General features: G+C 61.5%; 19 protein-coding genes. 14 read left to right on the top strand and 5 right to left on the bottom strand.

Going from position 1 to position 20,989, the window contains the following annotated elements; all coding sequences use genetic code 11:
* Positions 1-3 precede the first annotated feature (3 nt).
* Positions 4-702: a DUF599 domain-containing protein gene (locus tag VOI22_RS17400; RefSeq protein ID WP_323797723.1), complete on the top strand. Its 699-nt coding sequence runs from the start codon at positions 4-6 to the stop codon at positions 700-702.
* Here the strand turns inward: VOI22_RS17400 and VOI22_RS17395 are convergent.
* Together VOI22_RS17395 and VOI22_RS17390 are read right to left on the bottom strand one after the other, a co-directional pair.
* On the bottom strand, positions 699-2,738 hold the full coding sequence (locus VOI22_RS17395) for an NADH:flavin oxidoreductase (protein ID WP_323797722.1): 2,040 nt from the start codon (positions 2,736-2,738) through the stop codon (positions 699-701). The genes VOI22_RS17400 and VOI22_RS17395 overlap by 4 nt on opposite strands.
* 87 nt (positions 2,739-2,825) lie before the next feature.
* Positions 2,826-3,290 carry a flavodoxin family protein gene (locus VOI22_RS17390; RefSeq protein WP_323797721.1) on the bottom strand — a complete coding sequence of 155 codons (465 nt, stop codon included), beginning with the start codon at positions 3,288-3,290 and terminating at the stop codon, positions 2,826-2,828.
* A gap of 186 nt (positions 3,291-3,476) precedes the next feature.
* On the opposite strand from VOI22_RS17390, the gene VOI22_RS17385 reads away from it, so the two are divergent.
* The 5 genes from VOI22_RS17385 to VOI22_RS17365 all read left to right on the top strand — a co-directional run bounded on the left by VOI22_RS17385 (position 3,477) and on the right by VOI22_RS17365 (position 9,526).
* The gene (locus VOI22_RS17385; protein ID WP_323797720.1) at positions 3,477-4,250 is read left to right on the top strand and encodes an NADPH-dependent oxidoreductase; all 774 of its coding nucleotides are present in this window, start codon (positions 3,477-3,479) and stop codon (positions 4,248-4,250) included.
* A 58-nt stretch (positions 4,251-4,308) separates the two neighbouring features.
* The gene (locus VOI22_RS17380; protein WP_323797719.1) at positions 4,309-5,187 is read left to right on the top strand and encodes an isocitrate lyase/PEP mutase family protein; all 879 of its coding nucleotides are present in this window, start codon (positions 4,309-4,311) and stop codon (positions 5,185-5,187) included.
* A 361-nt stretch (positions 5,188-5,548) separates the two neighbouring features.
* On the top strand, positions 5,549-7,555 hold the full coding sequence (locus VOI22_RS17375) for a PAS domain-containing sensor histidine kinase (RefSeq protein WP_323797718.1): 2,007 nt from the start codon (positions 5,549-5,551) through the stop codon (positions 7,553-7,555).
* A gap of 119 nt (positions 7,556-7,674) precedes the next feature.
* Positions 7,675-8,436 (top strand): TVP38/TMEM64 family protein, encoded by a 762-nt coding sequence (locus tag VOI22_RS17370; protein WP_323797717.1) that lies wholly within the window; start codon positions 7,675-7,677, stop codon positions 8,434-8,436.
* Between the two features lie 109 nt (positions 8,437-8,545).
* Positions 8,546-9,526 carry a DUF2333 family protein gene (locus VOI22_RS17365; protein ID WP_323797716.1) on the top strand — a complete coding sequence of 327 codons (981 nt, stop codon included), beginning with the start codon at positions 8,546-8,548 and terminating at the stop codon, positions 9,524-9,526.
* Positions 9,527-9,551: 25 nt separating this feature from the next.
* On the opposite strand, the gene phaR is transcribed toward VOI22_RS17365, so the two are convergent.
* The gene (phaR, locus tag VOI22_RS17360) at positions 9,552-10,256 is read right to left on the bottom strand and encodes a polyhydroxyalkanoate synthesis repressor PhaR (protein ID WP_323797715.1); all 705 of its coding nucleotides are present in this window, start codon (positions 10,254-10,256) and stop codon (positions 9,552-9,554) included.
* Between the two features lie 247 nt (positions 10,257-10,503).
* On the opposite strand from phaR, the gene VOI22_RS17355 reads away from it, so the two are divergent.
* From VOI22_RS17355 to VOI22_RS17330, 6 genes are all read left to right on the top strand, one after another.
* On the top strand, positions 10,504-11,034 hold the full coding sequence (locus tag VOI22_RS17355; protein WP_323797714.1) for a hypothetical protein: 531 nt from the start codon (positions 10,504-10,506) through the stop codon (positions 11,032-11,034).
* The gene (locus VOI22_RS17350; protein ID WP_323797713.1) at positions 10,991-12,109 is read left to right on the top strand and encodes an alpha/beta fold hydrolase; all 1,119 of its coding nucleotides are present in this window, start codon (positions 10,991-10,993) and stop codon (positions 12,107-12,109) included. The genes VOI22_RS17355 and VOI22_RS17350 overlap by 44 nt, the downstream gene beginning before the upstream one ends.
* Positions 12,106-13,221, top strand: coding sequence for an alpha-hydroxy acid oxidase (locus VOI22_RS17345; protein WP_323797712.1), 1,116 nt, complete (start codon positions 12,106-12,108; stop codon positions 13,219-13,221). Before VOI22_RS17350 ends, VOI22_RS17345 begins: the two co-directional genes overlap by 4 nt.
* Before the next feature lie 140 nt (positions 13,222-13,361).
* Positions 13,362-14,537 (top strand): acetyl-CoA C-acetyltransferase, encoded by a 1,176-nt coding sequence (locus tag VOI22_RS17340; RefSeq protein ID WP_323797711.1) that lies wholly within the window; start codon positions 13,362-13,364, stop codon positions 14,535-14,537.
* A gap of 93 nt (positions 14,538-14,630) precedes the next feature.
* Entirely contained in the window at positions 14,631-15,353 is a 723-nt protein-coding gene (gene phbB / locus VOI22_RS17335; protein ID WP_323797710.1) for an acetoacetyl-CoA reductase, read from the top strand.
* 63 nt (positions 15,354-15,416) lie between these two features.
* A complete protein-coding gene (locus tag VOI22_RS17330) occupies positions 15,417-15,818 on the top strand; it encodes a carboxymuconolactone decarboxylase family protein (protein ID WP_323797709.1) in 402 nt (133 codons plus the stop codon).
* Positions 15,819-15,831: 13 nt separating this feature from the next.
* Here the strand turns inward: VOI22_RS17330 and VOI22_RS17325 are convergent, their stop codons facing one another.
* Positions 15,832-16,638, bottom strand: coding sequence for an N-acyl homoserine lactonase family protein (locus VOI22_RS17325; RefSeq protein WP_323797708.1), 807 nt, complete (start codon positions 16,636-16,638; stop codon positions 15,832-15,834).
* A 230-nt stretch (positions 16,639-16,868) separates the two neighbouring features.
* Between VOI22_RS17325 and VOI22_RS17320 the strand changes: the two genes are divergently transcribed.
* Positions 16,869-18,881 carry a HAMP domain-containing methyl-accepting chemotaxis protein gene (locus VOI22_RS17320; protein WP_323797707.1) on the top strand — a complete coding sequence of 671 codons (2,013 nt, stop codon included), beginning with the start codon at positions 16,869-16,871 and terminating at the stop codon, positions 18,879-18,881.
* A 16-nt stretch (positions 18,882-18,897) separates the two neighbouring features.
* On the opposite strand, the gene VOI22_RS17315 is transcribed toward VOI22_RS17320, so the two are convergent.
* Positions 18,898-20,073 (bottom strand): MFS transporter, encoded by a 1,176-nt coding sequence (locus VOI22_RS17315; protein WP_323797706.1) that lies wholly within the window; start codon positions 20,071-20,073, stop codon positions 18,898-18,900.
* On the opposite strand from VOI22_RS17315, the gene VOI22_RS17310 reads away from it, so the two are divergent.
* On the top strand, positions 20,072-20,962 hold the full coding sequence (locus VOI22_RS17310; RefSeq protein ID WP_323797705.1) for a helix-turn-helix transcriptional regulator: 891 nt from the start codon (positions 20,072-20,074) through the stop codon (positions 20,960-20,962). The genes VOI22_RS17315 and VOI22_RS17310 overlap by 2 nt on opposite strands.
* Positions 20,963-20,989: the final 27 nt, after the last annotated feature.

Here is a 20,989-nt window from a genome sequence, read left to right as displayed (position 1 = left end):
GCAATGGAATCACTCTTGGACATGCTGCGGCGCGACGATCTGGTCGCGCTGGCGATCTTCATAACCTGCTGGTTCGGGTACGAGACATTCGTGGCGGTCAGAATCAAGCGTGGGCACGGGCTGCCGGCGGCCATGCAGGCCTGGCGGCGCGACTGGTTCGAGGCCTCCGCTACCCGGGAAAACCGGATCATCGATATCCAGATTCTCCGGTCGCTTGCCGGGAACTCGGCCTTCATGGCCTCGACCAGCATTTTCGTGGTTGGCGGTCTGGCCGCCGTCTTCGGTGCGTCAGAGCAGGCTGTCGCTGTGCTCAATCGATTTCGTTTCCTCGCCGAAACAAGTCAGGACCGGTTCGGCCTGAAGATCGCCTTGCTGATCTTCATCTTTACCAATGCCTTCTTCCGGCTTGCCTGGTCGATCAGGCTGCACAACAACGCGGCCGTGGTTCTGGGCGCGATCCCGCAGCCGGAAATTGAGGATCTGCGGGAGGTCGGCCGTGAGCGGGCCGGGGTTGCGGCGGAGCTCGCGAGCCTGGCTGCCCGGCATTACAATGGCGGCGTGCACTCCTATTACTTCGGCCTCGCCGTCTGCACCTGGTTCGTGCATCCCTTCGCCTTCATCGCCGCCTCGCTCTGGGTGGTCGCGGTTCTCCATCGCCGTGAGTTCCGCTCCCGGGCTCTGCGTACAGTACGTCGCGACTAGAGGTCCTTGGCGAAGCGCAATCCGTCATAGATCGATGCGTGGATGTTGCGGGAGGCCACGGCATCCCCAATCCGGGCCAATGTGAAACCGGCGTCGGGATTGCGTGCCGGGAAGGCGTCCTCGCCCCGGATCAGGGCCTTGTAATCCACGGCGCCGAGATTGCGGGACTGCGGTTTCAGATCGAAATAAAGCTCGTCCATCGGCAGGGTGCCGTGTTCGACCACAACATGATCCACCGTTCGGGTTTCCGTTCGCTCTCCGTAATCAGAGCCAAGTGTGACGAGCAGCTCGTTGCCGTTGCGGGAGACGCCAATCAGTCGGGTGTTGATCGTGATCCGGCTGGCTGACTGGTGCAGCGCCTTGGCATAGGCGACATGGTTCAGCCCGCCGATCTCCGGGGCAAAAAAGCGCTCCGGCGTGACGATTTCGACCTCCGCGCCCTTCTCGATCAGCATTTCAGCCGCCTGCATGCCGGGATGACCGCCATTATCATCAAAGACCAGCACCCGGCCGGTTGCCGAAAGATCGCCAGACAGTACGTCCCAGCTCGAATGCACCAGCGCGTTGCCTTCTTCGAGGATCTCTGTGTTCGGCAGGCCGCCGGTGGCGATAAAGACGAAATCCGGCTCTTCCGCCAGAACGTCCACCGCTTCGGCATAGGTATTGAAGCTGATCTGTACCCCGGCTGCCTCAAGCTGTGCCAGACGCCAGTCGACAATGCCGATCAACTCGGATCGGCGCCGGCTCTGTGCCGCCAGACGAACCTGCCCGCCCGCGTTTGGCGCCGCTTCGAAGACACGCACATGATGCCCCCGCGCGGCCGCGACCCGGGCGGCTTCCAGGCCTGCCGGACCGGCGCCGACCACGGTGATGCGCTTGCGTGGTCCTTCCGTTGTCGAAATGATCTGCGGCATGGTCAGCTCGCGCCCGGTCGCTGCATTGTGGATGCAGAGCGCCTCGTGTCCTTCATAGATCCGGTCAAGGCAATAGGTGGCGCCGACGCAGGGCCGGATATCGTGTTCGCGGCCCTGGCTCAGCTTCAGGGCGATATGCGGATCGGCGATATGGGCGCGGGTCATGCCGACCATATCCAGCTTGCCCTCGGCTACGGCGTGCCGGGCCGTGGCGACATCCGCGATCCGGGCCGCATGGAACACCGGAAATCTGGTTTTTGCCCGTACCTCGCCGGCGAAATCGAGATGCGGGGATGCCGGCATGCCCTGGACCGGGATGACGTTCGACAATGCCGCATCGCTGTCGATGTGGCCCCGGATAACATTGAGGAAGTCGACCTGGCCGGTGCCGACCAGCCGACGGCAGATCTCTATTCCCTCATCCTTCGAGATCCCCTTGTCCCACTGCTCGTCCGCGACCAGCCGCAGGCCGACGATGAAATCGGCGCCGACCCGGTCGCGGATGCTGTCGAGTACCCGGCGGGTGAAGCGCAACCGGTTGTCGAGGCTGCCATTATGCTCGTCCTCGCGGAAATTCGTCGCCGGTGACCAGAAGCCGTCGAGCAGGTGGCCGTACGCTTCCAGCTCTATACCGTCGAGGCCCGCGGCCTGCATTCGTTCGGCGGCAGTAGCGTAATCCTCCGCGATACGGTCGAGATCCCAGTCCTCGGCTTCCTTCGGAAAGGCCCGGTGCGCCGGCTCCCGAACCGGAGACGGGGCGAGGACCGGCAGCCAGTCCGCCTTGTTCCAGTTGGTCCGGCGGCCGAGATGGGTGATCTGGATCATCACGGCGGTGCCGTATTCGTGGCAGTCGTCCGCAATGCGTTTCAGGTGCGGAACGATCTCGTCGCGATAGGCATGCAGGTTGCCGAAGGCGGCTGGGCTGTCCTCGGAGACGATTGCGGAGCCCGCCGTCATGGTCATGGCGATGCCGCCCTTGGCCTTTTCCAGATGATAGAGCCGGTAGCGGTCGGTCGGCAGGCCGTCTTCTGAATAGGCGGGTTCGTGCGCTGTGGACATCAGCCGGTTGCGCAGGGTGAGGTGCTTGAGCTGGAAGGGCTGCAGAAGCGGATCTCGGGTCATCGGCGTCTCCGAGGAGAGAGGACGGGAGACATCACGCTAGCAGTTTGCCGCCTTTGTGAATGCTTCGAGGCGACATGAATGCCGTTCCTAGAAAATTCCGGCTTCCAGTCCCGCGGCCATGCCGGCACCGAGATCGCGACATTCCTCGATGAATTTCGGCTCAAACGCGCCGCGGCAGACCAGCGGCTCCTGAACCGGGCGCCAGCGCAGGCCGGTGGTGATCGATTGTACAGCTCGGCAGGTGCCGGTGCCGTCCTGGCCGGCGCGGACAAACAGCGCATAGGGCAGGCCCTGGGTTTCCTCCAGGCAGGGATAATAGATCCGGTCGAAGAAGTCCTTCAGCGCGCCGCTCATGTAGCCGAGGTTTTCGGGTGTTCCGAGGATGATGGCGTCCGCCGCAAGAACCTCATCGGGGCCGGTATCGAATGGAGAGAGGCAGGTCACGTTCACACTGCCGTCGCCGGCTTCCTCGGCACCGCTGCGAACCGCATCAAGAAGGGTGCGTGTGTTTTCGGACGGAGCATGCGCGACGATGAGGAGAGATTTGGTCATTCGCCAACGGTAGCAAATCCGCAACGTGGTGCACGCCGCTTATTCTTGCCGATGGAGAACCTGTGGAATTCCGGTGTTCGACCCCACATTGTGGCAGGGCCGCTTGCAGCCCGGCGGCGACCGAGTAGAGTTGCCGCCAACAGACGCAGCCGAGGCTGCGCAACCGGATCCGGAGAAACACCGCCAATGCCCGACAGCCAGAACACCCCTTCGAACGATGTCATCGAAACCCTTCTGAACAGGGTCAGTGTCCGCAAATACACCGACCAACCGGTCAGCGAGGAGATGCTGGACACCATTCTCAAGACCGCTTTCCGGGCCCCGACTTCCTCGAATATCCAGACCTACAGCGTTGTCGTTGTCCGTGATCAGGAACGGCGTGACGCACTGATGGCGGCCTGCGGCAATCAGCGGCATATCGGCACTGCGCCGGTCTTCCTTGCTTTCTGTGCGGACCTTACCCGGATCGAGGATGCTCTGGTCCGCAACGGACACAATATCGACAGCAACAATCTGGAAACCGGCCTGGTGTCCGCCCTCGATGCCGGGTTGGTCGGCATGTCCGCCTATCTGGTTGCGGACAGCCTGGGTCTCAAAGGTGTGATGATCGGTGGTGCCCGCAACAAACCGGTCGAAGTTGCCCGGATTCTCGGTCTGCCGCCTCGGGTCTTCTGCGTTTTTGGCATGTGTCTCGGCTGGCCTGGGGAAGCTCCGGCGCAGAAGCCGCGGATGGATTACGACGGTCTGGTGCATTTCGAACAGTACGGCAAAAGCCGGAGTGGCGCCGACGCAACGGCAATCGTGGACAGCTACGATGGTGCGCTGGCGAAACATTATCGCTCCCAGGGCCGGGAGACCACCGATGCTTCCTGGTCCGACGATATGGACAAGAAATTCTCTCCGCCGCTTCGCGACGATCTGCGCGAACGGCTGAAGGAACTCGGATTCGATTTCCGCTAGAGCGGGTTAACCGCCGGGCGGGGCTGCAACGGGCCGTATTGCACAGGGAGGACTGAACATGGACTGGAAAGATCGCCGCCGCCGGTTTCGAGGCGTCATCGAGGGGGACCGTTGCATTCGGCCGGGTTCCGTACATGACGCTCTGTCCGCCCGGATTGCCGAGGATCTCGGTTTCGAGGCCGGGATGCTTGGCGGCTCCGTCGCCTCGCTCGCGGTGCTCGGTGCGCCGGACGTGATGGTGCTTACCCTGTCAGAGCTTGCCGGGCTGGTGCTGCGGATCAATCGGGCGGGCAACCTGCCGCTGATGATCGATGCGGATCACGGTTTCGGCAATGCGCTGAATGTCCGCCGCACGGTGGAAGAGCTGGAGACAGCAGGCGCGGCAGGTCTTTCGATCGAGGATACGGATCTGCCCGAGCCATTCGGCAGTGACGGCAAGGCGCGGTTGCTTAGCCTTGAGGAAGGCGTTGGCAAGATGCGGGCCGCGCTTGCCGGCCGGCAGGACCCCGATCTTGTCATTGCCGGGCGCACCAGTGCTGCCAGCATCAACGGCGTTGCCGATGCCATCGAGCGGGCGAAGGCGTACGAAGAGGTTGGTGTCGATGTGATCTTTCTGATCGGCATCAAGACCCGGGCGGATCTCGATGCGGTCTCCGAGGCGGTGAGCCGGCCGCTGATAATTGGTGGGGTGCCGCCGGAGCTGGATGACTGGGATTATCTCTCTGCGCGCGGCGTTCGCATCGCTCTTCAGGGGCACCAGCCGATCGCGGCGGCAGTTGCCGCTGTTGAGGCAACCCTGCGCGCTCTGCGGGACGGCTGTCACCCGTCCGAAATCAAAACGCCTCTGGCATCGCCGGATCTGATGAAGCGTCTGACCCGTGCGGACAGTTATGAAGAGTTGTCGGAGCGGACGCTGGGCCGGATTTCGGACTCCTGACAGAAGCAAAAAAAATCGAAGCATTTCAGCGATTCGAGCCCGATGCCGGATTGGCCGGGAAGTCTTGATGATTATCTATACGCGAAGGCCTTGATCCCGGCGTCTGCGTAGGGGGGCGCTGAAATTGGCTGTATGAAAACGGTTTTCACAGATTTATTTTTAAAAAATGAAGTGTCTTTACAAATATTTAACGTTTCTGGTGTGCGGGCTGTTCGCCGCCGTGCACGGTAACGCGCATAACAGCCTCAGGTAGGATTGAAAAAACAAGGCAATCCGCGGATTCCCTTCGAACCGGGAATGGGTCACTCTGCTTTCTGCGATGATGTAATCTGAGACCTGTGACTGGCAGCTTGATTTGGTAGTGAACACCAAAAACCGCCCCATCGGCGATGCGGGGAAAACAGTCACGACAATGCCAGGCGGCGTGTTTGCCGCGGCTATTCCGTCGGAATATCGCGGACCCGATCTCGGAATCCTGCACCGCACGCCCGGATTTGAGGCGGCGCTTCTGGATCTCGGGGTCGACGGTCTCGAAGAGGTCGATCCGGGTTATCTTTCCCTGCTGAAGTCGGTTCTGGCCAGCGGGGAGACGCGCAGCCGCAATCTCCGGGCGCATGCGGGAGAGAACCAGCGCTTTCTTCGTATCGATGCCTATCCGATCCGCGATACGGAAGGAGCGGTCTCCGGGATCTCCGTCGTGGTGACGGATAATGCTCCGGCGGCCCGCCGGGAAGAAGCGATTCTGCGTAACCTGGAGCTGGAACGCTCCAGGTTCGACGATTACCCGGTCGGTACCACGGATGAAGACTGGACCGGCGCACGACGGGTGCTGGAACGTTTGAAGCGGGACGGTCACACTGATATTCCGGCCTACGTCAGAGCGAATCCGGGGATTTTGCTGGATCTTGCCGATGGTGCGCGGATCGTTGACCTGAACGAGGCGGCGGTAAAAACCTACAATGCGCCGGACAAGCGCACTCTGATCGACCATTTCAATCAGGCGCCGGACCTTTCTTCCTACAATCCCGAAACCGGACTCTCGGACATCTTTGTTGAATTGCTTGCGCGTTTTTTCGCTGGCGAGACCAAGGTTGTGGTCGAGGGGTGGGATACGACATTCGACGGACGTCAGATCTATCTGCGGACCAGCACCAGCATCATGCCCGGCTTCGAGGGGAGCTGGGGCTGGGTGTTGCAGACGGTGGAGGACATCACCGACCGCAAGGAAATCGAGGATCAGCTCCGAACGGCACAGGAGCGTTATGAGCTTGCGGTTGAAGGTGCGCGCGACGGGCTGTGGGACTGGAACCTGGCCGGGAACGAGTTTTTTGCCTCGGCGCAGATGTGCAAGACGGTCGGTTGGGGTACGGAATCCCGCACCATGCCGGGCCGGGTCGCGGATTCCTACATCCATCAGGAGCACCGGAAGGCCGCACGCCGCGCCATGATGCGGAAGCTGCGTGAGGGTGCGGACAGTTTCTCGCTGGAATACCGGATCAAGGATCGTGACGGGGATCCCGTCTGGGTTTCCAATCATTTCCGGGTGGTCCGCAATGCGGCGGGCCGGGTCGCCCGCATGGCCGGCTCGGTCACCGAGGTCACGGCGCGCAAGAAACATGAAGACGAGCTGCGCGCGGCCAAGGAGCAGGCCGAACTTGCCAATCGGGCCAAGTCCGAGTTCCTCGCGAATATGAGCCATGAGCTCCGGACCCCGCTGAACGCGATCCTCGGCTTCTCTCAAACGATCGAATCGGAGATGTTCGGAGCCCTCTCCAACGACCGGTACAAGGAATATGCGGGCGATATCCACAGCAGCGCGGTGCATCTTCTCGAGCTGATCAACGATATTCTCGATATGGCCAAGATCGAGGCGAACGAGTTCATTGTCGCCGACGAGATGTTCGATGCCATCTCGGCGGTCGGCCGCTGCGCCCGCTTCATGAGCGAGCGCGCTGCCCGGAAGCAGATTGAAATTGCGGTTTCCATCAATCAGAAGCGGCTTGCGATCGAAGCTGACCAGCGGATGTTCCGCCAGATTCTGCTTAACCTGCTGTCCAATGCGGTGAAGTTCACCGACGAGGGCGGAAAGGTCTGGGTTGAGGGTGGAGAAATCGTCGACGGCTATCTGGAATTCCGCGTCGGAGATAACGGGGTCGGCATGGCACCGGAGGATATCGAGGTCGCGCTGACGCCGTTCGGGCAGGTTGGCAGAGGCCGTCTGGTGGCGCAGGAAGGGTCCGGCCTTGGCCTGTCGATCGTTTCACGCCTGATGGATCTGCATGACGGAAGCCTGAGCATCAACAGTGAAATCGGTAAGGGAACGCTTGTGATCTTGCGGTTCCCGGAGAGCCGGTTGCGCCAGATCTGAAGAGGCGGCCTGTATCGGACCCCCGGCCGGTCACGCTGGTGTGAAATCCTTTCATGTGCGGATTAGCGCTGCATGGACTACCTCCAACCTGACCGACAGGCAAATCTGCGAGGTATCAGGTGGTTGAGGAAGCTGGGGTGAGCGGTGTGGTGAACGGCGACGGTGAGCAAGCCAGCGGGGGTAAACGCGGCTGGACGTCCCGTCTGGTGCCGGTTCTCGGTCTCGTGCTCGCCATGGCGCTGTTCTTCGGGCTTGGCCTTGATCGCTATGTCAGTCTCGAACTGCTGCGGGATAATCGCGAATTACTGACCGGTTATGTCGCCGACCATTATCTGCTGGCGGCGCTGGCCTTCATTGCTCTTTATGCCGTTGTCACCGGGCTTTCCGTGCCGGGGGCGGCTGTGTTGACGCTGAGCGGGGGCTTCCTCTTCGGAGCCATTGGCGGCACGGCTTATGCGGTGATCGGCGCGACGATAGGCGCGACAGCGGTTTTCTGGGCCGCGCGGACGGCTTTTGGCGACGCGCTGCGTGCCCGGGCAGGCAAGGCGGTCGGCCTGATGCGCGAAGGTTTTCGCAAGGACGCCTTCAACTATCTGCTGTTTCTGCGGCTGGTGCCGGCTTTCCCTTTCTTTGTCGTGAATCTGGTGCCTGCCTTCCTTGGCGTTTCCACCCGGACCTATGTTCTGGCAACTGTCATTGGCATTATTCCCGGCGGCTTCGTGTTCGCAACCGTCGGCGCGGGCCTCGGCAGCATCTTCGACCAGCAAGGCGAAATCGGCCTCGGCGATATCATGACTCCGGAAATTATCCTCGCTATGGTCGGGCTTGGCCTGCTGGCTCTGGTGCCCGTTGTCGCCAAACGTTTCCTTGGCCGCCGCTAGGTCAGCTCAGCGCCGTCCTGCCTCGCCAAGCTCCGCTTCCTCAATTCCATTGCGCTCTCTCCGTAACATTCCCATGTTAGACGGGACTTCTGACCGACGGAAATGAGTGATGGCGCAAAAGCACGATCTGAACTGGGACGACGATACTCCGGCACAGCGGCGCGCCATTGCGCCCTGGATAGCGCGTCTTGGCGGATACGGTTTCGGACTGATCATCGTCGCCGTCGTGGCCTACTACCTTATCGGCATGGCTCTGACGCACCGGATCTCCGACGATGTCGACCAGGCATTGAGCGAGACAACACCGGGCGGCAGCCGCGCCGTTCAGATGGCGGCGGACCTGATCTACCGGGAGACCGAGCAGAACAGTTGGGTCGCGAACAACCCGTTTTTCCTGCCCGGCTACATGCTCGACAACATGCCGAATTTCCAGCAGGGCATCATCTATGCGATCAGCCGTTTCGCCATCGAAATGTCGGATCAGCTTGGCCGGACACGCGCTTCCAGCGAAGTCGACAAGGATCTGGAAGATGCTGCTGGGAAGCTGAAGTTCCCGGGCACCATCTGGCTGTTTGATTTCGAAACCTCCTGGGCGCCGACCACTCCCGCGGAAAAGCAATATGCAGCCGCCCGCCGCGCACTGATTGCCTATAATCAGCGGCTGGTCGCCGGTGACGCCACGTTCGAGAAGCGTTCCGACAATCTGCAGGCCACGCTGGAGAGGATGACGGCCGATCTCGGCTCATCCTCGGCGATTATCGACCAGCATCTGACACATGCGGGCGGCTGGGGCATGGATACCAAGGTGGACGATATCTTCTACAACGTGAAAGGCCGCCTTTATGGCTATTACATGTTGTTGCGGGAGCTGGGGGTCGATTTCGACCGGGTGATCCAGGATCGCGACCTCGGATCGGCCTGGAACCAGATGCTTGCGTCCATGCGTGCGGCCGCCGCGCTCGACCCGCTGGTGATCATGAACGGGGCGCCGGACGGCTTGATGTTCCCGAGCCATCTCTCGGTGCAGGGCTTCTACCTGCTGCGTGCCAGAACGCAGTTGCGTGAAATCACCAACATCTTGCAGAAGTAGCTTCGTTTTTCGGGCCTGAAGCGGCTCAAGTGTCGTCTTTATCATCCTTCTTCGACGATTGCGCGGCCACATTGGCCGTGCCCAAGGCACTCAATTGCTGCTGCAACTGCACAATCTGGTCCTGCAGTGACTGCAGGGCATCGACCGCGCCTCTGGACGGATCTTCCGCCGCGCTGGCAGGTTTGGTCTCGGCTGCCCCGTTGTCTTCGCTATCCTGCGGCCGGTAGGGGTTGAACATGCCCATGGTCTTCTCGAGCATGGCCATGTTCTGCTTGCCCATTTCCTCGAAATTGGAAAACGGGAACATGCCGCCGAGAGCCTCCTGCATGTAATCGCGGGTGCGATCCTGATCTTTTGTGAAAGCCGACATCGCGAACTCGAGATAGCGCGGAACCACCATCTGCAGATTGTCGCCGTAGAAGCCGATGAGCTGGCGCAAGAAACTGATAGGCAACATGTTTTGGCCTTTGCTCTCTTCCTCGACGATGATCTGCGTGAGGACCGGGCGGGTGATGTCCTCGCCCGTCTTGGCGTCGTAGACGACGAAGTCCTGGCCGTCCTTGACCATCTGGCACAGATGATCAAGCGTCACATAGCTGCTGGTCGCCGTGTTGTAGAGACGCCGGTTCGCGTACTTCTTGATCGTGATGACCCCGGCGGTCGCCCCGGCAGCCCCTTCTGCACCCGTGCCCGGGTTATTCTGGGCCGTCTTCTTGCGTTGAGTTGCCATGCCGGTTTCCCCTTGCTTCCACCCTTGTGACCGTGTCCGGTTCCGGATTCACGGTATTCGACGATATTGCATCGCACAGTGAAAAGCGTATTCGGAAAATCCTTCGTTGCAATGCGAAATATTGCGATGATCTTTCCGGTCTTTGAAATTTTCTCACAGAGATTGCGGAAATCGCCTGTCCCGTTCAGGATTTGGCGGATGGCGAAGGTGCCCCTGGAACCGGCGGAAAATTGGTGCTCAAGGAACGATGTCGAAGCAGGTCGACTACGATGCGCTGGCCCACAGCTTTCTTGATCTTTGGCAGGATCAGGCAACCCGGATGGCCCATGATCCGGAAATGCGGACCTTTGCCGAGCAGTGGATGGCCCTTTTCATGCCGTTTGCCCAAGCACCGGCGGAGCCGGACGGTGCTGCCGGAAGGGAGCATGACGGATTTGCCCCGGATTACCGGGCGGGTGGTGCCGGCCGGGCGCATGGCGCGGGTCAACCGGGCGCGAACCGGCCGGCAGGCGCCGGGCCGGGCGATATAGGAGAGAAACGCGGTGTCGATGACGGACCCGAAGCCAAAACATCCGGACCGCCCGCCGAGACTGGGGCCGCGCCCGTTGCCGCTGTACCTGACGACCGCGATGCTGAACTGGAGCGGCTCGCGGCTCGCGTCAGAGAGCTTGAGGAGCGGCTTGCCTCCCTTGAATCCCGGCCTCGAGACACTGCAGCGGGATCTGGAACGCCAGTTGAAAGACAGAGCCGCGGAGACAGCCGGAAACGGCGATCCTGAAGGCGATGAGGCGCAGCCGGAAAAAGCGACCTGGGACGCTTTTGTCTCCGCCGTCGACCAGGCGATCCTGGAGCGCAGTCAGGATCTTCTCGACGCGGTCCTGATCTATCGCCGGCATCCTTACGTTCGCGAAACGGAACCGGCGCCAGTGGCCTGGCGGGCGGGAGGGACTGCGCTTCTGGACTATGGAACGCGGAATCTCGACGGCCAGCCGGTGCTCGTCGTCCCATCGCTGATCAATCGCTATTACATCCTCGATCTGAGACCCGAACGGTCGTTGCTTCGCTATCTGGAGAGCCGTGGCTTCCGCCCCTTCGTCGTGGACTGGGGCGCCCCCGGGCCGGGCGAGGCGCGGTTCACCCTGACCGACTATGTCGCCGGTCAGCTGGATCAGGCTCTTGATGCGGTCCGGGCCATTACCGGGAAGCCGCCAATCGTTCTTGGCTATTGCATGGGAGGTTTGCTCGCCCTTGCGCTGGCAACCCGGCGTCAGGCCGATATCAGGGCGCTTGGGCTGCTGGCCACGCCATGGGACTTTAGCGCCGGCGCACCACCCGTTGCTGCGCTCCTGCCGCTTTTGAGGCCGTTCCTGACGATGACTTCCGACAGAGGGCACCAGGTCGGGACCGATCTGCTGCAGGCGATGTTCCACATGCTGGATCCGATGCTTGTCATTAAGAAGTTTCTGCGTTTCCGGTCGCTGGACGCCGATGGTGCCGAAGCAATTGATTTCGTCGCGCTTGAGGACTGGCTGAATGACGGGGTGCCGTTGATGGGACCGGTCGCGGCCGAGGCGTTTCTTGACTGGTACGGCGCGAACTCGACCGCGCGGCTGTGCTGGAAAATTGCCGGACGCACGGTCGATCCTGCCGATATCAGTCTGCCGACTTGCGTTGTCATTCCGTCGCGGGACAGGATCGTCCCGCCGCCCTCGGCCGAAGCGCTGGCGGCGGCTTTGCCGCATGCCGAAACTCTGCGTGTGCCGCTCGGCCATGTAGGCATGATGGCAAGTTCGAATGCCAAGAAAGCGGTCTGGGAACCGCTCGCGGCATGGATGGAGGAGACAATCAAATGAGTAGCGTGGTGTCCGGCATGAACGAGGCGGACAATACAGATCCCTCGGAACGGTTTTTGTGTCTGCACGAGATCGTCGAGGCGGCGGAGCAGGCGCTGAGCGAGAATATCTGGAACTATTTGCGCGGTGCGACGGAAACCGAGACGACGATGAAACGGAACCGCCAGGCGCTGGACAGCGTGGCATTCCGGCCCCGGGTTCTGAACGATATGCGCGAAGTTGCGGTTGGCGGGCGTCTGCTCGGAAAGGACCTGGCCCTGCCGGTCCTGCTGGCGCCGGTCGGCTCGCTGGAGAGTTTCGAGCCCGGCGGCGGGAAAACCGCGATGCGGGCGGCGGCCGAATTCGGCAACGCCCTGATGCTGAGCAATGTCGGCTCTATTCCGATTGAGGACGTCGCTGCCGAGGCCGACGGATTGCTGATCTCGGCCCTTTACAAGCGCGGTGACGATGGCTGGCTTGATGAGCAGGTGCAGCGGGCGAAGGACGCCAAGTGCTTTGCGGTCTCGCTGACCGTCGACAGCGCCTACTACAGCCGGCGCGAGCGGGATATTGCTGCCCGCTTCGTCAAGCCGTGGCGCGCCGGTGCGGGCGCGGACTGGCAGGCGGCGCTTAACTGGAAAGACGTGGAGCGCTTCAAGGAGCGGTATGACATTCCGCTGATCCTGAAAGGCATTGCCACGGCCGAGGATGCGGTCATGGCCGTCGAGCGTGGCGTGGACGTGGTCTATGTCTCGAACCATGGCGGCCGGCAGCTCGACCATGGACGCGGATCGCTCGATGTTCTGCCGGAAGTCGTGGATGCGGTCGCCGGGCGGGCCGAGATCGTCGTGGACGGCTCGATCCAGCGTGGCACGGATCTGGTGAAAGCCATTGCTCTCGGTGCCAATGCTGTCGGCATGGGGCGTTTGTTCTGCTGCGGTCTTGCGGCGGCCGGCGATGCCGGGGTGGTGCGCATGCTGACGCTGCTCCGGGACGAGGTGCGGACAGCGGTTGCCCTGCTCGGTGAGAACAGTCTTTCCGATGTGCGGGCGAGCCATGTTCACCCGGCGGTTCCTGTCGCCGGGCCGGATGTGTTCAGTGCGTTTCCGTTGATCGGCGCTTACCCGTCATAGTTTTGATCTGACGCAATGCGCCGGTCACAATTTGCGTGTACTGATCTATTGTGTGACGGTGCTTCACAAGGGGTATCGTCACACGATGGCCTCTGGGTTGACTAGGGGCGCCGGGAGAGGCGCCGAGGGAGAAAGAGACTATGACCGATGTGGTAATTGCCGGGGCCGCACGGACCCCGATCGGAGCGTTTGGCGGCGGCCTGAGTTCCCTGTCGGGAGCGGATCTGGGCGTCATCGCCATCAAGGAAGCGCTGAGTCGATCGAAGGTCGATGCAGGCGAGGTCGACGAGGCCATTCTGGGTCAGGTGCTGACTGCGGCAGCCGGTATGAACCCGGCCCGTCAGGCGGCCATCGGCGCCGGTATCCCGCAGGAACGAACAGCGATTACGATCAATCAGGTCTGCGGCTCCGGCCTGCGCGCCGTCGCCCTCGGCGACCAGGCGATCCGCGCCGGAGACAGCAAGATCGTGGTCTGCGGCGGTCAGGAAAGCATGAGCAACGCGCCGCATGCCCAGACCCTGCGCAATGGCTACAAGATGGGCGATGTGCAGCTCATCGACACCATGATCAGGGACGGGCTCTGGGATCATTTCAACGGCTACCATATGGGCAACACGGCGGAGAATGTTGCGTCCAAGTGGCAGATCTCCCGGGATCAGCAGGACGCTTTTGCGGCGGCTTCCCAGAACAAGGCTGAAGCAGCGCAGAAAGCCGGCAAGTTCAAGGATGAGATCGTTCCCGTAACGATTTCCGGCCGGAAGGGCGACACCGTGGTCGACACGGACGAGCATCCGCGTCATGGCACCACGATCGAGGCGCTCGGCAAGCTGCGTCCGGCCTTCGTCAAGGAAGGCAGCGTCACGGCCGGTAATGCATCCGGTATCAATGACGGTGCGGCGATCGCCATTCTGATGACCGGCGATGAGGCGGTGAAGCGGGGCATCACGCCGCTGGCCCGGATCGTCTCCTTCGCCACGCGCGGTGTCGATCCGGCGATCATGGGCTCCGGGCCGATCCCGGCAAGCCGGGCGGCGCTCGAGAAAGCCGGCTGGGCCGCAAGCGATCTCGATCTTGTGGAGGCCAACGAAGCCTTCGCCGCGCAGGCTTGCGCCGTGAACAAGGATCTCGGTTGGGACCCCGAAATTGTGAACGTCAATGGCGGTGCCATTGCGCTCGGGCATCCGATCGGCGCATCCGGCTGCCGTGTCCTGATCACGCTGTTGCACGAGATGCAGAAGCGGGATGCGAAGAAGGGGCTGGCAACGCTCTGCATCGGCGGCGGCATGGGTGTCGCCCTCTGCGTCGAGCGCGACTGAATCCGGTAAATAAAACCGGTGACGGAACCGGAGGGGCCGGTTCCGGATTTCTCTCAATATGTATCGGCTAAATCAAAAAAACTGGAGGGCAAAATGGGACGTGTCGCAATCGTAACGGGTGGAACCCGCGGCATCGGGGAGGCGATCAGTCTCGCTCTCAGGGACGCCGGTTGCACGGTGGCAGCGAATTATGCGGGGAACGTGGAGCGGGCGAATGCCTTCACGGAACGCACTGGGATTGCCTCCTACAAATGGGACGTCTCTGATTTTGAAGCCTGCGCGGCGGGTGTGAAGCAGGTCGAGGCCGATCTCGGACCGGTCGATATCGTGGTCAATAACGCCGGCATCACCCGGGACGGCACGATCCACAAGATGGATCATAAAATGTGGCAGGACGTGATCGATACCAACCTGGGCGGTTGCTTCAACATGTGCCGGAATGTGATCGAGGGCATGCGGGCGCGGAAGTTCGGCCGGATTGTGAATATCGGCTCGATCAACGGTCAGGCCGGGCAGTACGGTCAGGTGAACTATGCCGCTGCCAAATCCGGCATCCACGGCTTCACCAAGGCGCTGGCCCAGGAAGGCGCCCGCTCCAACATCACGGTGAACGCCATCGCGCCGGGTTATATCGACACCGATATGGTCGCTGCCGTGCCGGCAAACGTGCTGGAGAAGATTGTCGCCCGGGTCCCGGTCGGCCGTCTTGGCCATGCGGACGAGATTGCCCGCGGTGTGGTGTTCCTCTGCGCCGACGATGCCGGCTTCGTTACCGGATCGACCATGTCGATCAATGGCGGACAGCACATGTACTGATCGGGCGCGGGCCGGATCCCGGCCCGCATCCATCTTTCGTCAGCCGAGACAGGGGAGACGTTCATGAGCGCGACGGTCACGCCGGTTGCCTACGAAGACGCGTCGGATGAAGTCCGCGCGGTCTATGACGACATCATGTCGTCCCGAAACATCGATTTCATACCGAATGTGTGGCGCACCCTGGCGTCCCATCCGCCGACCCTGGCCCGGATCTGGTATGGACTGAAAGAGGTCATGGCGCCCGGAGCCCTCGATGCCCGGACGAAGGAAATGATCGCGGTCGCTGTCTCGGCGACGAACGGATGCGAATACTGCACCCGTTCGCACACGCGGCAGGCCCGTGGCCACGGCATGACCGAGGAAATGTACGGCGAGCTGATGGCCGTGATCGGCATGTTCAACCAGACCAACAAGCTGATCGAGGGCTATCAGGTCGAGGTCGACGAATTCCTGAAAGAGGTCTGAGCCTAGAAACGTCTCAGGTCTTTTTCGGCATCACGTCGAGCCGTACCACGGCGCCTTCAAGATCCGGCGACGGGGCCGGATAGTAATCCATCACCAGCGGGTCATGTCCGGGCACGATGTGATCCGGGCTGTCCGCCAGCAGTTCCAGCGTGTTGAAGCCGTTCATCATGGCCCCGAGGTCGTAACAGATCACGAACGGTTTGCGATCGCGGATATTCTCATAGAAATGGGCGCAATCGGAGGCCAGCACGATCCAGCCGCGTGCGGTCCTGACCCGTACGCACATCAATCCGGCAGAATGGCCGCCGATCTTGTGAATGCTGACGCCGGGCGCGAGTTCCGTATCGCCGTCGTGGAACTTTGCCTGTCCACCATAGACCTTGCGCACCATGGCGACCACGTCCTCGACCTCGAAGGGGCGTTGCATGGCCTCGAAGCACATGCACCGGCCGGTGGCGTAGGACATCTCGGAATCCTGGATATGGAACGTGGCCTCCGGAAACTCTCCGATCCCGCCTGCATGGTCGTAATGCATATGGGTAAGAATCACGTCCTTGACCTTGGCGGCGTCAATCCCGAGCAGCGCCAGTCCTTCGGTCGTTGAACGCAACAGCGGTGAGCCCCGTTTCAGGGAGGCAACTTCGCCGAAGCCGGTATCGACGACAAAAGTACGCTCCTCGTTCCGGATGACCCAGACGAAATAATCGAGCGGCATCGGAACGTCATGGGCATCCGGAAAGACAAAGTTCTCGTTTCGCATGCGCTTGGCGTTATGGGCATAGCGCACTGCGTACACTTCATAAGTCTGCTCGCCGCTCATATTGTTCCTCCCCTGGAATTCGTTTCTGAGCCGAATTATTTTAACAAACCTATTATGGCATAGCATTGCCAGCCGGGAAAAAATATGGAACAAGTCCCTTTTGTGTTGTGAAATCATAGATTTAGACAATTGGCGCAAAATTTGAGCTGAGCTTTAATAAAAGTCTGGCGACGCTGCCACAACAAGATGGCGGGCGCAGGGCAAGGGAAACAAAAGGAGGACGAGAGCAAATGTTCTCGAAGTTTAACGATATGAAATTTGGGGTTAAACTGCTGATCGGGATTGGCGGGATTCTCGTCCTGCTGGTGATCAATAGTGGAGCTTCATTTTTTGGCTTGTTGCAGGCTGGCGGCGCGCTGACTCGCTATCAGCAGCTGACGAACCAGGCTGCGCAGATGACCGCGGCACGATCGGATCTGCTGCAGGCCGCCGCCGAAGTGCAGCAGTTCCTGATCGACGGCAGCGCCGAATCTGCTGCAAAGGCGCAAGCCGGCATTTCAGCCGTGCGCGAGGATCTCGAGATTGCCGAGAATGGCGCGACGACGGATGAGGCGCGCGCTCGCCTTGCCAATATTCAGGATAAACTTTCCGGCTACGGTGCGGTTTTCGAGACCGTTGTCGCGAGCCGCGAGAGACGTGACGTGGCGATTGCCGAAATCAATCAGCTGGGCTCCGATCTGGAGAAGAAGCTGACGGCGGTCATGGCGGAAGCAAACGAAGCCTATGATGCCGAGTTGGCGTACAAGGCCGGTCAGGTGCTGCGCAGCCTGCTGATTCAGCGCGCCGAACTGAACCGCTATCTGCTGGATCAAAAGGCGGAGACCTATGCCCTGGTCGAAGCCGAGCGGACACCGCTGGAAACCAGCTTTGACGATTTGGTCGGGAACCTCCAGTTCGGCCAGGACGATGAGCTGACCGAGGCGCTCAAGACCAGTGTCGCCGCTTATCAGCAAGGATTGCAGTCGGTCCGCGATCTCGTCGTTTCCCTCAACGGCATTCTCGATGAAGAGCTGGAACCTGCGGCTGCCGGCATTCTTGCCGATGCTGCCGGTGCCTATGAGATCATCCGTGACGAGCAGACCACGATCGGAACGGAAGCCCGGGACAGAACCGAGCAGACGGAAATCCTCTCGGTCGTGGCGACGCTGGTCTGTGTCGTGATCGGTCTGGCAGCGGCCTTCCTGATTGCCCGTGGTATTTCGCGGCCCATCAAGGCGTTGACCGGGGTAATGGCGCGTCTTGCTGCCGGTGAATCGAGCACCGAAGTGCCGATGACCGAGCGCGGCGACGAAATGGGAGAGATGGCCAAGGCGGTTCTGGTGTTCCGTGAGAGCATGCTGAAGGCCGAAGAGCTTCAGGAAGCCTCGCGGGCAGATCAGGAGCGGCGCGAGAAGCGGACCCGGCGGATCGAGGAGCTGACCAAAAACTTCGACAGCACGGCGACGGAGACGCTGACGTCCGTCTCCGAAGCGGCTGAAAATCTGCGTGGCTCGGCCAACAGCCTGACCCAGACGGCGGACCGGTCCAGCAACATGGCCGGAATGGCGTCGTCTGCCTCGAACCAGGCGACGGAGAATGTGCAGACCGTGGCCAGTGCCGCCGAAGAGCTTTCCGCGTCGATCACGGAGATTTCCCAGCAGGTCTCGCGGTCGACCCAGGTGGCCGATCAGGCGGTGGAGGATGCGGAACAGAGCCGCGTACTGGTTCACCGCCTCGCCGACAACTCAGCCAAGATCGGTGAAGTGGTGAAACTCATCACCGATATTGCCGAGCAGACGAACCTTCTTGCCCTCAACGCCACCATCGAGGCGGCGCGCGCGGGCGAGGCAGGCAAAGGGTTTGCCGTGGTCGCTTCCGAAGTGAAAAATCTGGCCACACAGACGGCCCAGGCGACAGAGGAAATCTCGACCCAGATCCAGACCATCCAGGACGATACAAAGCATACCGTCTCGTCCATCCAGCACATCGCCGAACGGATCGAGGAGATCAACCGGATCTCGGCCGGGGTGGCGACCGCCGTCGAGGAGCAAAGCGCTGCAACTCAGGAGATCGCCCGCAATGTGAGCGATGCCGCAGCCAGTACCGGTTCCGCGAATGAAAATATCAGCGGGGTCAGCGACGCGACGCGGGAGACCACGACGATCTCGGGCGAGGTGTTGAGTGCTTCGGAGCAGGTCTCCGCGAAATCCGGAGACCTGAGCCAGGTGGTGCAGCGGTTCCTGGCCGAAATGCGCCAGGTTTAACCCGCTTACCGTTCCCTTATTCCGCCGCCGCGATGGCGGCGGATGGGGGGCGGGGCAGCAGCAGCACCGCCGCGGTGATGATTGCTGCCGCAATGGCCGCACCGAGGAACATGGTAGGGAACCCTCCACCCGTGTCATAGAGCCAGGAGAGGCCCGGCACCACAGCGGCGGAGACCGTGAAGGTCAGCACATATTTCACCGCATAGACCCGGCCGCGCCAGCGGTCCGGGGTATAGCGCGCCACCAGCGTGTCGTTGATCGGGATCTGGCCGAAGACCAGCACCATGACGGCAACGGATGCGGCGACCATGGCCCAGCCATCGAGATTGACTGCAACGAACAGCGCGACGGCCTGACCGGCGGTGACGGCGAGGAAGATCGGTTTGATCGCATGTTTGTCGATAGCGCGGCCGACGACGATCTGGGAGAAGGCGGCAAGTGCGTAAACCGCGCTTGCGATGGCGCCGACCTCGGTTGCCGAATAGGACAAGGAGGCGAGCCGGTCATCCAGTACTTTCGGTAGCGCAACGGTCATGGAATTGAAGATGAATCCGCCGATTGCTGCCGAGATGCCGATGACCAGCAGGACCCGCTGCCAGCCTATTACCGGAGCGCCATGATCGGCGCCACGTGACTGCACGGTCTCCGTGGGAGCATCGGGTTGCAGCCGCGTCCAGAAGAACCCGGCCAGAATGGAAAGTCCGCCAAGCAGGAAAAAGGCGGCACGCCAGCCGGCGAAATCGACAAAGGCGCCGATGGCCAGCGCGGATGCCGCGACGCCCATATTGCCCCAGACCCCATTGACGCCGAGCCGGCGTCCCAGATTGCCGCCGCCTTTGGCGACCATTGCGATGCCGACAGGATGATAGATCGCAGCGAACACGCCGATCAGTGTGAGGCTGGCGGCCAGATGCCAGTACGAGGTGGCGAACCCGGTCAGGATGCTGGCGCCACCGATCCCCGTGAAGAAAATCAGCATCATCCGCTCCCGGCCCCAGCGGTCCCCGAGCCAGCCCGCGGGCAGCGAGCAAACGCCGAAGGCGATGAAGCTGCCGGTGGCAAGCACCAGAACCGAGCCATAGCTGTCCGCGATGTCGGCGGCGGCAAGGGCGGCCACGGCCGGAAACAGCAGCATGAAGAGATGATCGAGCGCGTGGCCCAGATTGAGCAGCAGCAGACGGCGCGGATTCATGGAAACCCTCCTGAAGTTCTGGCCACAGGATGGCATGCGCCGTATCGTCTGTCTCACGATGAAAAGTCAAAAAATATCGTCCAACGGACAAAGTTCGCCGATCAGGGACGCGGTCGCGGCACTTTCCGATACCGCGCCGCAGATCACGGCGTTCGGCGCTTTCTTCGCGCAGGGACACGATACCGGCATACATCACCATGACCGGGCTCAGTTTGTTCACGCCGAGCGCGGTCTGCTTCAGGTCTGGACCGAGGAGGGGCAATGGTCGGTGCCGCCGGGCATGGCTGTCTGGGTCCCGGCCCAGGTGCCGCACCGGGTCAGGGCGATCAGCGATGCCGATTTTGTTTCGCTCTATATCCGTGCTCCGCGTGGCGGCGAGCCGGATATCCCGGTCCCGTCCCGCTGCGGTGTCGTCACCGTATCCCCCTTGCTCAAACATTTGATCGTCCATCTGAAAGAGCTTTCCGCAGGACCGGAGGGGGACCGCCAGAACCGGTTGGCCGCCGTCATTGCCGATGAGCTGACAGAGCCGGTCACCGCCGATCTGCATCTTCCGATCCCGTCGGACAGGCGAGCGGCCCGGGTTGCGTTGGCGATGATCGAGGATCCGTCCGATGACCGGGACCTTGCCGCCTGGGGCCGTGAGGCTGGTGCCAGCGGTCGCACTCTGACTCGGTATTTTATTGCCGAGACGGGGTTATCCTTTTCGGAATGGCGGCAGCGCTGCAGGCTCTTCGCGGCGCTCGAAATGCTCTCTGCGGGCACGTCCATCACTGCAATTGCCCTTGATGCCGGCTATCGGAGTCCGAGCGCGTTTTCCGCGGCCTTTACCAGGATGTTTGGCCTGTCGCCGAGGCATTACAGGATCGCATCGCATCCTGCTAACTGACGGAAATCAAAATTTAAACGAAATTTT

Origin of the sequence: Nisaea sp., from assembly GCF_034670185.1 — a bacterium.
Lineage (GTDB): Bacteria > Pseudomonadota > Alphaproteobacteria > Thalassobaculales > Thalassobaculaceae > Nisaea.
This window is presented reverse-complemented; position numbering and strand designations above follow the sequence as displayed.